This is a genomic window from Flectobacillus rivi (genome assembly GCF_030056655.1).
GTDB classification, from domain to species: domain Bacteria; phylum Bacteroidota; class Bacteroidia; order Cytophagales; family Spirosomataceae; genus Flectobacillus; species Flectobacillus rivi.
Genome location: NZ_JASHIE010000001.1, coordinates 106968 through 121515, shown reverse-complemented (window position 1 = coordinate 121515; position 14548 = coordinate 106968). Strand labels below are relative to the sequence as shown.

The 14548-nt window shown below is 37.4% G+C and carries 11 protein-coding genes; 5 read left to right on the top strand and 6 right to left on the bottom strand.

The genetic code is table 11. The features are described from left to right. The first annotated feature begins 65 nt into the window (after nucleotides 1–65). Both QM481_RS00500 and QM481_RS00495 read left to right on the top strand, forming a co-directional pair. Entirely contained in the window at nucleotides 66–467 is a 402-nt protein-coding gene (locus tag QM481_RS00500; protein ID WP_283380224.1) for a hypothetical protein, read from the top strand. Between the two features lie 217 nt (nucleotides 468–684). Then, entirely contained in the window at nucleotides 685–1059 is a 375-nt protein-coding gene (locus QM481_RS00495; RefSeq protein ID WP_283380223.1) for a hypothetical protein, read from the top strand. Between the two features lie 274 nt (nucleotides 1060–1333). On the opposite strand, the gene QM481_RS00490 is transcribed toward QM481_RS00495, so the two are convergent. Further along, nucleotides 1334–2383, bottom strand: coding sequence for a hypothetical protein (locus tag QM481_RS00490; RefSeq protein ID WP_283380222.1), 1050 nt, complete (start codon nucleotides 2381–2383; stop codon nucleotides 1334–1336). A gap of 161 nt (nucleotides 2384–2544) precedes the next feature. After that, complete coding sequence (locus QM481_RS00485; RefSeq protein ID WP_283380221.1) at nucleotides 2545–3480, bottom strand: AraC family transcriptional regulator; 936 nt, start codon at nucleotides 3478–3480, stop codon at nucleotides 2545–2547. 342 nt (nucleotides 3481–3822) lie between these two features. Between QM481_RS00485 and QM481_RS00480 the strand changes: the two genes are divergently transcribed. From QM481_RS00480 to QM481_RS00470, 3 genes are all read left to right on the top strand, one after another. Next, entirely contained in the window at nucleotides 3823–5343 is a 1521-nt protein-coding gene (locus QM481_RS00480) for an aldehyde dehydrogenase family protein (protein WP_166549376.1), read from the top strand. A gap of 128 nt (nucleotides 5344–5471) precedes the next feature. After that, the gene (locus tag QM481_RS00475) at nucleotides 5472–5807 is read left to right on the top strand and encodes a DUF779 domain-containing protein (protein ID WP_283371201.1); all 336 of its coding nucleotides are present in this window, start codon (nucleotides 5472–5474) and stop codon (nucleotides 5805–5807) included. A 464-nt stretch (nucleotides 5808–6271) separates the two neighbouring features. Then, nucleotides 6272–6541 (top strand): PIN domain-containing protein, encoded by a 270-nt coding sequence (locus QM481_RS00470; protein ID WP_283380545.1) that lies wholly within the window; start codon nucleotides 6272–6274, stop codon nucleotides 6539–6541. Nucleotides 6542–6655: 114 nt separating this feature from the next. Here QM481_RS00470 and QM481_RS00465 read toward each other — a convergent pair whose 3' ends face one another. The 4 genes from QM481_RS00465 to QM481_RS00450 form a co-directional block, all read right to left on the bottom strand. Further along, on the bottom strand, nucleotides 6656–7672 hold the full coding sequence (locus QM481_RS00465) for a zinc-binding alcohol dehydrogenase family protein (protein WP_283380220.1): 1017 nt from the start codon (nucleotides 7670–7672) through the stop codon (nucleotides 6656–6658). Between the two features lie 176 nt (nucleotides 7673–7848). Then, nucleotides 7849–10815 (bottom strand): TonB-dependent receptor, encoded by a 2967-nt coding sequence (locus QM481_RS00460; RefSeq protein ID WP_283380219.1) that lies wholly within the window; start codon nucleotides 10813–10815, stop codon nucleotides 7849–7851. Between the two features lie 331 nt (nucleotides 10816–11146). Then, nucleotides 11147–12790: a M1 family metallopeptidase gene (locus tag QM481_RS00455; protein ID WP_166549371.1), complete on the bottom strand. Its 1644-nt coding sequence runs from the start codon at nucleotides 12788–12790 to the stop codon at nucleotides 11147–11149. 283 nt (nucleotides 12791–13073) lie between these two features. Beyond that, nucleotides 13074–14441, bottom strand: coding sequence for a M56 family metallopeptidase (locus QM481_RS00450; RefSeq protein ID WP_283380218.1), 1368 nt, complete (start codon nucleotides 14439–14441; stop codon nucleotides 13074–13076). Nucleotides 14442–14548 lie beyond the last annotated feature (107 nt).

Sequence of the window (14548 nt, the reverse complement as noted above, 5' to 3'; positions counted from 1 at the left end):
CAAAAAGTTCTTTGAGTTGTACCTTTGTCACAACAAACATTATTAAAACGAACCCTTAAATTATTATGAAAAAGCTTTATAGTTTTTTAACCCTATTTTTCTCAATTGCACTTCTTTTTGGTTGTAGTTCTGACGATGACAATACCAACACTGTTCCAACAGTAGACTTCGATGTTGCCATAGGCTCGTACACGCTTCGTTCAATTTCGAATACTGCTGGTCAAGCGGTAACGGGCTCAGGTACTTTGACGGTAAAAAGAGAGAATGGTAATACCGCTGGATTTACGTATGCTGTGACCTTGAAGAGCGGAACTTCTACCTCAAATGTAAACATTACGAACACTTACACGGTATCTGTTGCTGGAACGAAAATTAGTTTTGGTACCGATCACTACTATCAGTCAGGAACGCTATATGCGTCAATTCCAACAGGTTCAGGAATTTATACGGCTGTGTTTACAAAATAATAGCATTATAAAGTAAGGATTATAATTGAATTTGATTAAAACCTTCTCATGTTTTGGGGAGGTTTTTTCATGTAAAACCCTTTTAAAATTAAGAAATTAAAACGTTTGAGATAGCAAAAATCCAGTACGCATACACAGTTAAGATTTTTAGTTGTTGTACTAACTATTGAGGATTTATGGGTAGCTTTGTAGACTTTTCAATCATCAAATTATACTCATGAATATTTACCTAAAAAAATCACTTCTATTGCTATTACCCTTCATGGTAATTTCCTGTAAACAACAATCATTTGAAGAACAGATTCAACCTATTGTCACTACTAAAAACAATTTTGACTCAGCGCTGGGAGATTACCAACTTATTTCATTAGTTGATACTAAAGGAAATCTCGTGGCGGGTAGTTCAGGTACTTTGCATTTAGAGAAAGAGTCAAATGGCTCAGCAACGATTAAGATTAGTATAGAGATTAAAACAGCAAATTCTGGAGGAGGAATGGGCTCAAGTTTTAATTATGCTGCCCAAAATGATGGAAAGAAAATACGTTTTGGTGCAGATATTATGTTGAAGCTAACGAGTTTCATGCTCCTGTAAGTGTGTACAACTACTTGACCAACTCTAATGAAGTATATACAGCAACGTTTTTGAAAAAATAAGTTTAGCGTAAAGCTTGAACACTTTCATGATTCATCCCGAATTTTAAAATTGGGATTATTCTCTAAGTTTTCTTCAAAAAAGCGGTCGGAAAATATTTTCCGACCGCTTTTTTGATGCTACTATACTAGATATAACTTGGCTGAAGATGCAATCATTGCGTCTCTACTGCTAGAATACAAATTTTTACATAATCACTCACTCGCTCAATTGTTTATTCTTTTTTATCTCCTTTTAAAAACTCTAAATTCCAGATTTTTTCCGCTTTTTGACCTAAAAACCAGAACGATACAGCAAGAATCAAAAAGAAGACTGCTTTGTGAATAGAGTCCCAGAAGTATTCAAAGAATTTGGTATAGAGGTTGATAAACAAAAAAGTAATCCCAAAACTTCGGGAGGTATAATCGTCTTGTTTGAGTCCATACCAAATGGCTACAATTGCCGCACCAGCAAATAAGACTCCCCAGTGAAATAATTCGATTTGTTTGACATGATACCAAGAATCCATATCGCCATAGTTGCCAAAAATAGAAAGTATCCAAAGCGATATAAAAAGGTATAAAAGCCCAAGGACATAAGTAGGATGCTTAAATTCTTCAAACTTTGATTTTTTAGTTATAGAAAAACTAGCGATGGTCAATATTAGACCAAACAATACAAATCGCATTGGATAGTTCATCCCAATAAAATAAGCGCCCCAGCCTGAAGCATAGCCTGTTTCTGTGCCAAACCATGTTCCGAAAGATAAAACGGCAAAAATCCAGACTAGTGTCGAAGGAAACCAGAACCCCAAACCTGCATAAATGAAGGTAGAAAGTAAAAATAGCATCGAAAAGTGCCCACTGCCATTGTCGATGACTTTTCCAAAATAGCCAACAGCTACTGCCGTTGCCAATACACCTCCCAAAAAGATGGTTTCGTTGCTAAATAGATTTTGTGGATGATTTTTGCGCCGATTAAGTCCCCAAGCATAAAGCCCCGCAGCGATACCGATAAAACCAATACAGATAGCCGTATTAGAGGAAGTAAAAAGCTCAGTGATAAGTTCGATAAGACGATTGTCTTTGAGTGCTGTAGCTACCGAAATAATGATACAAATCATGGCAATCCAAAACGCATAGATGGCCAGTTTCATCCAATCAAAAGGTCGAATTTGTATTTCGGATTTAAGTTTTTCGGCGGTATCGTTGTTGATGGTTCCTCGCTTTTGCCACTCTTCAATTGTTTCTAAGAGAAACTCACCTTGTTTTTTGTTATAATTCATGCAAGAAAGGATTTTATGAACGAATAGTTGAATCAGTCAATTTCATTCTGGTGCAAATCAAAGCATGAATTTTTCACTCCTTTTGCGTAAATGCAAATTATTTGACAAATAATCTGTGCTGATGAATAGGGTAGAGATGATATATTGTCATGAAATCAATCTCATGAAGCTTTTAGAATAGGAAGATTTTTCTTGAAATAAGTAGGTGTTGTACCTTCATATTTTTTGAAAATCGTACAAAAATAATTGACATTCTGAAAGCCCACTCGATAGCTCGCATCTGTTACGCTAGTACTTGGGTCGGCCAGTAGCTTTTTGGCCAACTTTACTCTTTCTTGAATGATAAATTCGACAGGACTTAATCCAAACTCACGTTTGAAGCTACGGAAAAAATGCGCTTTTGACATACAAGCCATATCGCTGAGTTTTTCAATGGTGAGATTCTCAGCCAAGTTCTCGCGAATGTATTTTACGACATGTGCAAAACGATTGGTATTGATGTATTGCATATAATTGTCAAAAATCAACACACGGGCTTGCGTTTGCATTAGGCGAAGCAATAGTTCTTGTAGGGCAAAATTGGCAAACAGGTCTTTGGATACATTATTTTCTTTGGAAACATATACCAACCGATCAATAGTGCTGGCTAACTCTTGGGTATTCTTGATATGAAAACGATTGAGGTCAATATCCCAAAGTTCGTTTTGCTCAACTTTAGCATATTTTTCATTTAGTAAATCTACGGTCTCTTTGATTTTTTCTTCATCAATTGCCAGAGCAATACATTGAGTAGGTGTATGTAAACTAGCTTCTGGAAAATCGATAATCATTTCTTCATTGGAAGGTACTATAACGGATTCGCCTGGCAGGTAGTCAAAACGCTTGTCTCCAAAAAGATTCATCACCTTTTTGCCACGAAGCATAGCGGTAAATACCAAGTCATTAAATTTAAGACTGACCCTTTCGCTTTGCTGATGCGTTTCGAAGATATTCAACTCACAATGATTTAAGTTGAATGTCGAACGATGCTCCACTAGCGTCTGGAGTTGTCTCAAACTGGTTAATGATTGGGTTTGTGGCGCAAATTTTTTTTCCATGACCAGAATCTCTCTTTAATTATCGGGATTGACAATCTTCAAAATGAGGGGTCGCTCTCTTTTTTGAAGACTAACACACTGTTTATAAAACTTACAAAAACAAGATAAGATTGTATTTGATGGTACAATTTACTACCAAAATACCTTTTTTGTCTGTGAATAGGTCTTTTTTATTTCCTATTTCAGCTTTATTCTATACAATTTAACAAATAGTAAGTTGTCAAGATTAAATATGATATTTTATTGTAGAAACATGATACAATAGTGAAGATTGAAGTGAGATTAAATTGAGAATTTTGAAACATCAAACAACACGAAATCCTTTTAACTCAATTTAACAACATGGAAACAACAGTAGAAGTGAGCAATTTGGTGGCACGTCCACAATTCAAAGAGAGATATGAAAACTTTATTGGTGGAGAATGGGTAGCTCCTGTGAAGGGTGAATATTTTCAGAACTCTTCACCAGTAGATGGTAGCACTTTTACGGAAGTGCCACGTTCGAGCAAAGAAGATGTGGAGTTGGCTTTGGATGCAGCACACAAAGCTTTTGCTACTTGGTCTCGTTCTTCAGCAGCTTACCGTAGTAATATTTTATTGAAAATTGCTGATGTAATGGAGGCTAATCTTCAGTACTTGGCAGCAGTGGAAACAATCGATAACGGAAAGCCCGTTCGTGAAACAATGGCGGCTGATATTCCTTTGGCGATAGACCACTTCCGCTATTTTGCTGGTATCCTTCGTGCCGATGAGGGCTCAATGTCTGAATTGGATGCTGATACGATTTCGATGCATATTCATGAGCCAATTGGGGTAGTTGCTCAGATTATTCCTTGGAACTTCCCACTTTTGATGGCGGCATGGAAACTTTGCCCAGCTTTAGCCGCTGGTTGCACTGTAGTTATGAAACCTGCCGAACAAACACCTGTTGGTTTATTAGTCCTCATGGAATTGTTACAAGACGTTCTTCCTGCTGGCGTAGTAAACGTAATCAATGGTTTTGGAGTAGAAGCAGGAAAGCCTTTAGCGCAATCGCCTAGAATAGCAAAAGTAGCCTTTACAGGAGAAACATCAACAGGTCGTTTGATTTTGCAATATGCTTCTGAAAACATTATTCCTGTAACGATGGAATTGGGAGGGAAGTCTGCCAATATTTTCTTCCCAAGTATTATGGATGCAGACGATGAGTTCTTTGACAAGTGTTTGGAAGGTGCAACTATGTTTGCCTTGAATCAAGGTGAGGTTTGTACTTGTCCATCACGTATGTTGGTTCATGAGAGCATTTATGAGAAGTTCATCGAAAGAGTTGTAGAAAGAGTTGAAAAAATCAAAATGGGCCATCCGCTTGATCCAAATACCATGATGGGTGCTCAAGCGTCTAAAGAGCAATATGATAAAATCTTAGGTTATATCGAAATTGGTCAAGAAGAAGGAGCGGAGTTGTTGACAGGTGGTGCTTCCCAGTACATTGATGGTCTACCAGAGGGATATTACATCAAACCTACGCTTTTCAAAGGACATAACAAGATGCGTATTTTCCAAGAAGAAATCTTCGGACCAGTATCTTCTATCGCTACCTTCAAAACAGTCGAAGAGGCTATTGCTATTGCCAATGACAGTTTATACGGTTTGGGAGCTGGTGTTTGGACACGTGATGCACACGAGTTATTGACCGTGCCAAGAGAGCTTCAAGCAGGTCGTGTATGGGTAAACTGCTACCACGCTTATCCTGCCCATGCTTCGTTTGGAGGATATAAAAAGTCAGGTTTTGGTCGTGAAACCCACAAAATGGCAATCAACCAATACCGTCAAACTAAAAACATTTTGTTGTCAAACAACAAAAATAAACTTGGATTCTTTTAAACAATGAGTTAGTTGTGAATGGTGAATTGTGAATAGTTGTAACAAATACTGCATAGAGGTACTATATACCTTCTTTAGGAGTAATTTGTAATTCACAATTCACTCATTCAAAATTCAAAATTGAAAACATGAATCAAATTAAGATAACAGCTTTAGCGAAAGATGTGGTTCGGCAATTGCAGAATCGACATGGGCGACTGATGTTTCATATCAGTGGTGGTTGTTGTGATGGTACTCAGCCTCAGTGCTACGAATTGGGAGAATTCCGATTAGGAGAAGTAGATATTAAATTAGGGGATGTTTGTGAATGTGCTATTTATACTACTAACGATCAGTTGGCTTTTTGGAAAGACTCTGAACTGACACTAGACGTGTCGCCAGGTAAGGGAGGAGGTTTTTCGCTAGAAGCACCTCTAGGAGTAAGATTTATTATGAAATCTAGTAAATGTGTATTGAATAGTTGATGGGTTTGTATTTTTTGAGTTAATACTAATTTACTATTTCTCCAGCTATTTAGTGTGAGGAATTATCAAATTTAAGATGTAGTTATTAGGTATGTGCTAGGTCATAAAAGTCATGACAAATCTGAAAATATCGCTATATTTGTAGTACAAAAATACGAAATAGTTATGACTGTAAATCCTCAAAATAAACCCTCAAAGAAAAGTCCTTACAAGGGACTTTTGGAAGAGCATGAACTTCATACACCAGAGGAGAGAAAAAAGAATACCGAAAGGCTCAAAAAAATACATCAACAGAATTTGCAGAAGCTTCAAAAACAGTAAATGGCTTACCTATTAGATACAAACATTATTATTTTTATTCTGAATAATGATAGTTCTAGACTTTCAAAACCTCAAAAGGATATATTATCCTCAAAATCCATTCTTTGGGCAAGTATGGCAAGCTTTCATGAAAGGCAGTTAAAATTAGAAAAGGTAACTCGCCAATCGAATATTCTATAGAAGATGCCTTAAATAAAATTAAAGACTTGGGAATAAATATCTTAACTGTAAAAGAAGAGCATATAGCGAAGATTATAGATATACCCAAAATTTATCCTAAGCAAGGCAGTCTAAAACCTCATGGAGATCCATTCGATTTACTTATCATTTCGCAATCTTTGGTAGAAAAGATGCCTGTACTTAGTACTGATGAGTATTTTCCGATTTATGATGGTCTTAAGGTAATTGACTAGACGGAAAATTCCGTTGTTTAGGGCTTTGCGCAAGAGCCATATCTTGACTTACGCAAAACCCATTAATAGTATTTCTAAAAGGTGGTGTTTTAGCTCAAATACAAGTATTGTTTTTTACTCCCACGAAATCACCGCTTTTACTAATGAAGGTTCAGTGTACAATTTAGGTAATTGTTCTGCCACTTCTTCGAAAGTAATACGGTGTGAAATCCAGCTATCTACTGATAATTCGCCTGTTTCCATCGCAGCAATAATTTCTTTGAAATTGTTCGGTTTACTATTGCGACTACCCATGATCGTCAATTCTCTTTTATGAAAACTTGGATCATTGAACTGATAGTCACCTTGGTATAATCCAACAAAAACTAATCTTCCGCCTGCTGCCAAATAATTGAAAGACTGGTGCATAGAAGCAGGGCTTCCTGTAGCATCCAAAACTACTGTTGGCATTTTTCCACCAAATACTTCCAAAATTTGTTCTACTGTTTGGTCATTAGCAACAATACTGGCATCGGCTTTTTTGTGCTCTAAGCAAAAATCTAATCGCCGCGTGTTTCTATCCACAACAGCCACTTTTGCGCCACGTAGCTTTACAAATTCGAGTACAGATAGTCCAATAGGGCCAGCGCCAACTACCAATACCAAGTCATTTGATTGCACATTTGCCCTTTCGACTGCGTGTGCTCCAATTCCAAGAGTTTCTACCAATGCCAACTGCTCATAGTTCAATTTTTCAGAAACATGAAGTTTGTGAGCAGGTACTTTGATATATTCACGCATACCCCCATCGGTGTGTACGCCCATTACTTGCAAATTTTCACAACAGTTGCCCAAATCACGCTCACAAGCCCAGCATTCGCCACAATTAAGATATGGTTCTACAGCACATTTTTGACCAATTGTCACTTCTGTAACTTCCGACCCAATGGCTATAACCTCGACGCCCAATTCATGTCCCAAAATACGAGGATATTGAAAAAAGGGTTGTCTACCCCAAAAAGCATGATAGTCAGTCCCACAAATTCCGATTTTATGGACTTTTACTAAAACTTCATTAGGGAGGAGAGAAGAAGGTTTTTCTGTATCAGAATACGCAAAAGATTCAGGTTGTAATAAGGTAAGTGTTTTCATTAAAAATTTAACATTGAGACAGCTTTTTATGCTGAATGATTGAATTATCGATTAGTAAGTGTTTTATCTATAGGGCTCAAGAAAGGATTATATACTCAAAATCGAAGGTAATGAATAAAAAAACGGGTAAAAGATTTCTCCTTTACCCGAATAGATGTGTTAGCTGTAAAAAGTGTTTATTTTGTCAACTCGTCGAATGTCAAAGACAAGAAGTAAGTTGATCCAACATTTGGATTACCATAAGCTGTGAAATATGATTTTCCTAGAATATTCGTTGCGCCTAGTTTTAAGATAGATTTTAAGCTAGAAATTTTCTTCGAAATCTGGGCATCAAAAGTAGAAATAGCTGGTACATTAGTAGCGTTTGAATCATATCCTGCAACGATACCTGACTGCCACAAAAAGGCATCTTGGTAACGCCAAATTACGTTGAAACCAATGCCAGATTTGCCAAGTTCACGGTTAGCAATTGAAGCGGAATACTTGAATTTCGGCGTATTGAATGCCGCTGTCCCTCCTTGGTCAATGATATTTTGGTCAAACTCTTTCAACGAGTTATAAGAGACATTACCACCAATTAAGAAACCTTTTGGCAAACGATAATCTACTCCAGCTGCAAAACCTTCGGTTACTGCTTTTCCTTGTGAAGAGGCTGGCATCGAGTAAATTTGACGAGTAGCTTCGCTGAGCAAACCAAGTGGCGTTCCTGTAGTAGATTGCATCAAGGTTTCTTGATAAGCAAAATTCTTAAATTGGTTGTAATAGTAGCTGGCATCGATATATAATGCATTCGCAATCAAACCACGATATCCAATTTCATAAGATTGTACAATTTCTGGCTTGTAAGGTTTAAACTCATAAGGTTTTAGGACACCTGAGGCTAATGCCGCTTGGGTACCTTGTTGCGTAGCTAATTTAGTAGTCAAATCAGCAATGGATGCTGCTGATGGTGCTACACCATAATTGTTAGCAAATGCTTGTGGATTAGCTTGAGCTTCTGCTTGCAAGCCTGTAGCAATACTAGGAGCTAAGGCTGTAGCCCTTTCCTGAATTTGAGTACCAAATGCTTTTACTGTTGCTATCGTATAGGCTGGGTTAGTCGTAGAATTCAAACCGTATTTGGTAGCATAGTTACCCAACCCACCAATAACAATCGCTTGCGGTGCTTTGATATCGACATATTGCGACTGAATTGTTGGTATTCTAAAGCCTGTTTGATAAGACACTCTGAAAGAATGCTCTTTCCAAGGAGATACTACTGCTGCCACACGCGGAGAAAACTGTCCTTCGAAGTTTTGGTTTTTGTCATAACGACTTGAGGCTACAATTTTCAACTTCTCGTTAAATAACGATTTTGTAGCTTGTAAATATGCACCCCATTCGTTTACCTGAATTCCTTTACCGTCTTTATCAGGATAAAATGTACCTCCAGAATTTAGGTCATACATACGATAGTTACTTCCTACAATTACCTCAGCAAACTTAATCTCATTTTTGAAGTTGTACATACCTTCCAACTGATACATATTGGTTTTATCATAAAGGTGTGCACCTCCATAAGGATAGGAAACATTGTCTGTGGCAGCAATATTTACATTTTTAATATCGCTAGTTAAAGCGTTGAAAACAGCCGAGCCAGGTACTGGACGACCAGCATCAGCAATACCACGAGCAACGTTGTGTGCATTGATTCCTACACTTCCTGATTGCAAGGCTTTTAGGTAAGCACCCACGTAGGTAGGATACCAAGTAGTACTTCCGCCACCCCAACTTTCGTTGAGTAACTGTGCTAATACACCCGTTGCAAAAGTATTTCCTGAACGTTCTTGAGTGGTATATCCACGCAAGTAAAAGTTTGAACCTTTCAATTCTAATTTTGCTTGTAGACCATCAAAGTTATTAAGTGAGTAACGATCAGAACCCATATATACTGAGGTTCCACTACCATACATGAATTGTCCAATGGCTTCAATATTTTCGCTCAAACGATAATGAAGTGCCACACTAGTACGAATATTTTTAGCTTCGGGTTTTACCAAATCCAATTCATTATAACCTGTACGACTCACCATCGTGCCATACGGAATCAAAGATGCTGAAGATGCGGGAAGCAAATTTGCCGCCACCATTTTGTCAGCAATTGCACGCAAATCCTGTGAAACTTCATCTCCATATACATTGACTCCATTGTAGTTAGGATCTGTCAAACGATTAGTTTTGCCAGTCAAGCCATCGTTCATATTCAAGGTATTGCTTACCGCCCAGTCTCTTGGTACACCGATGTACCAGAAGTTGACTTTCATTGCAAACTTATCATTGAACGACTGCGCCCAGCGCATACTAAAATCATAGAATGAGCTGTTAGGCTGACTACGATTGCTTTCGTGCATAAGCCCTGTTTTTAAATTGGCACTTAGACCTTTATACAAAAAAGGACTTTTTGTATTCATCAATAAAATACCATTGAGAGCATTAGGACCATAGAGAGCAGAGGCTGCACCTGGCAAAAATTCGGCACTTGCTAGGTCAATATCAGAGGTAACTACAATTGTACCCACTGAAAAGTTGGTACCAGGCGCTTGGTTGTCCATACCATCCACCAGCTGTACGAGGCGGTTATTGCCATTGGCATTAAATCCACGAGCGTTGATAGAGGTAAAAGACATAGATTGCGTCGTATAATCAATTCCTTTGAGGTATTTCAAACTCTCTAAAAAGTTGAATGAAGGGTTAGATTGAATCGAACGAATGTCAATTTTTTCAATAGTTACGGGCGATTTCATCACACTTTCTTCTACACGGGCAGCAGATACTACTACTTCTTCTCCTTGAGTAACTTGTTCTATCATGGCAATATTTAATTTGGCATGAGGTTCGGTTACAACAATTTCTTGGGTTTTGTAACCCACAAAAGAGATCGCAAGTTTGAAAGGTAGAGGGACTTGGGTGTAAAGTGTAAATGTTCCGTCAAGGTTGGTAGTGGTACCCGTCACTTTTCCTCTAATCATAATGTTAACGCCTGCCATTACTTCATTAGTGGATGCATCGGTTACTTTACCTGTGATTTTGGTTTGAGCAAAAGACGCAAAAGCGCATAGCATCAACCCCAAAGCAAGGATGCTTGTAGTAAAGATGTTTTTCATTGTTTGTTTGTATAATTGGATGAATAGAGTAGTACTCCCTCGAACCGAAAGGTAAGGATGTAAATTAGTTCAAGAATGTACAAAATGAAGATTCGAGAATTCCGTAGCGGTTAGTGGAACTGTCCAAATCTAGGCGTCGTCAGATAAATTATTAAGAATAAGTAATGATAGGAAATATCGGAAGTGCAAAAATATGTATCTACATGAGTTAACTCAAGACTTATTACACTCATGTAGGAATATCCACTTTGATGAGGATTATTAGAGGTGAATTTTTTATAGGGTAAAACAAAAAAACTGCGTTTGAATATGCTCAAACGCAGTTTTTTGACTATTTATTAAGATTTTTAGAGTTTATATAAAAATTCTCATCAACACTAATGTTACTCAAGTTGCTATCTTCTACAGATTGCCATTGCATACTTGGCTTTACTTTTAGATAAGTATTATCCGCTTTTTTAAATCTGACAGGCATATCAAAACCATCGATACAAGTGGTCCAACGATACTCTAATTTGTTTCCTGACACTTTATATTCTAAGGTTGGAATTTGTACTGTTCTAAGATATTGGTCAAAAACTTTACTCAAATTTACCTCACTTTGTTGAGAGATATAGTTTTCTATTTCTTCCGTAGTAACTGTTTTATGATAGAATACTTGATTCATTCCACGAAGGATATTTCTCCATTTTTCATCATTATCGATAATGTAACGAATCGTGTGGAGCATATTACCACCTTTGTAATACATATCTCCCGAACCTTCATGATTGACATTATAAACCCCAATAATCGGACGGTCATTACTGATAAGTTTGCGAGTTCCTAGTACGTATGCGTGTCCAGCTTCTTTTCCATAATGATACTCTGTAAACAAATTTTCAGAATAATTGGTAAAACTTTCATGAATCCACATATCTGCTATATCCTTATAGGTAATATTGTTGGCAAACCACTCATGTCCTGATTCGTGAACAATGATAAAATCCCATTTTGTCCCCCAACCAGTCCCTGACAAATCGCGACCACGATAGCCATTCTGATAACCGTTTCCATACGTTACTGAACTCTGGTGTTCCATTCCCAAATAAGGTACTTCCACTAATTTGTAGCTATCTTCATAAAACGGATATGGTCCAAACCAGTATTCAAAAGCCTTCAACATATCTTTCGCTTGATTGAAATGTGTCATTGCTTTCTGATAATTTTCAGGAAGAACAAAATAATTGAGATCTAGCTGTCCTTTTTCTCCAAAATACTTATCCGTAATTCTATAGTAGTTTGCAATGTTAAGATTAACACCGTAGTTGTTGATTGGATTTACAACCGCCCAAACAAAGGTTGTCGTATTATCACTATTTTCCTTTACACTTCTCAAACGACCGTTTGAAACGTCCATTAGCCCTTTCGGAACTGTCACCGCAATACTCATACTGTCGGGCTCGTCGTACATGTGGTCTTTGCACGGCCACCATACTGAAGCTCCAAGTCCTTGACACGAAGTAGCAATGAACCATTTGCCGTCTTTGTCTTTGCTCCACGATATACCACCATCCCAAGGAGCACGCTTCGCTACTCTTGGTTTTCCTTGATAATAAACCGTTAGGCTTTCTGTTTTACCTACCTTCTGTGGTTTTTGAAGCGTCACAAAAAAGGCGTTTCCATCTCTCTTAAACTTCAGATTTACACCATCTTGAACAATTTTACTGATGATTAGAGGTTGTTGTAAATCTACTTGCAAAACTTGTGATGGCTGTAATACTTGATAAGTAATAGTATTAAAACCGCTAAAAGTACTGTCTTTGGGCTGTACACTCACGTGCAAAGCATAATGTTTTAAGTCCCACCAAATACGCTCTTTGGTAATCGAGCCACGAAGAGTGTCATCGTGAGTAAAAGTGGGTTTGTTGACGAGTAGCTGTGCATTTACACCAAAACTGGCCATAAATAGCAAGCAAAAAAGGAGTTTTTTCATGTAAAAATAATGAGCGAAATCAAAAATCTTGACCGCAGGCGAGGGGTAAGATTTTTAAAACAAAAAGGTTTAATGAAAACAAAAGTACAAGCTTGATTTGGCTTAACGAAACAAATTACCGAATTGGTGTCGATTTTACGTTATACAGCTCTATGTTTTTGAGAAGTATTTCAAATACGGCTAAAATAAGAATATTGGCGGTTAATTTTGAGATAGAAAAGCCCTAAAAACAAAAATCCCTCGACTATTTAGTCGAAGGATTCTTGTGTAGGTTTAGAGAAAGTTATTTTTTGAGCGTGACAATAATCACCCCGTTGCGTCCTTTTTCGCCATAAGCTTCTGTGGCATGTTTATCCTTCAAAACGCTGATTGACTCGATAGTACTAGGGTCGATTCCATTTAAGCCTCCTGTCCCATAAGAAACTTCTTTTCCATTGACAATGCAGAGTGGGGCATTCATGGGCGAAGTGGCTCTCATATTGATTCTCGAAGTAGAATCATTCATAACTGTGAAAACGTTGTCTTCATTTTTTACCAAAAGCATATCTTTTACTGCAATGAATTTGGTGGAAGAATCAATCTTCGCATTTCCCATTCCTGTAAGCTTAATCGTAACTAGGGTGCCTTTTTCTTTAGTTTTTACAGAATCACCTTTGTAGGGCATGCCTACAACGACTACTTCACTTAATTGGACTAAAGGCAGTTTCTCAGCTTTGAGATTTTCGACCTTCACTGCCTGAGCATGTTCTTGTAAATAGTCATCAATAGCACTTGTCGTTTTTTCGATGATCTGTTCAGAACCTTTTGTTGTTTGAGTTACAGTAAAGGCCGTTAGACTGGTGAGTAGGATAGGCGCTAATAAAAAGTACCTTCTCAAATCTTTGCTGCTAGAGGATTTTTTGTTCATCATTGAAATACGGTGTTTTAGTTCTTGTACATTAAATGAATTTGAAAGAGGTATAGAATTTTGTCCCATGGCTACATAGAGCAATTGCATTTGGTATTGCTTTTTATCTTGCCCAGAGCCTACAACCAGACTGTCTGTTTGATACTCAATGTTTTCTTTGACGCCACGTTTGAGAAGCCATACAGCAGGATTAAACCAAAAAATCACCGATAGGATTTCAAACAATAGTACGTCTAGTGTATGTTTTTTCTCCACATGAATTGCTTCATGCGTTAAGATGGCAGGAAGGTCTTTGATCTCGTGTTTTTGGAGATTACAAAAAATGTCATTCCAAAACGAAAATGCGCCTTCTATTTGATCGCTGTGCCAAAAACGAATGTTTTCCCAATCATATACCGATGCTGTTTTCTTGATTTTTTGTATTTGTAAAACCGACCATACAACCTTTAATAAAAGCCCTGCGACAATGAGTCCATAAAAAATCTGTAACCAAGAATAATCAAATTGTTTTTCCTGAATAGCAGGTAAATACAACACCAAATTATTGGCTGGCACCGTGATTTGTGGCACAATCGAACGATTATGTAACAGAATCGGGGCTATCAATGAGTACAAGGTTGTTAACAAAAAATACCATCGATTGTAGGTATAAAAAGTTAAAGGACGGAGTAAAAAACGATAACCCAAATAGAATAAGGCTAATGATAGTTGCATTTGTACTACCATGATAAGCGTTTGATTCATAAGCTTTTCCTGTTTTGAATAGCTGTTAAATTTTCATAATTATCAGGTGTATGTTTGCCTTACAATACAAACATACGAAGAAATCGAATATCTACGAAATTTTCGTA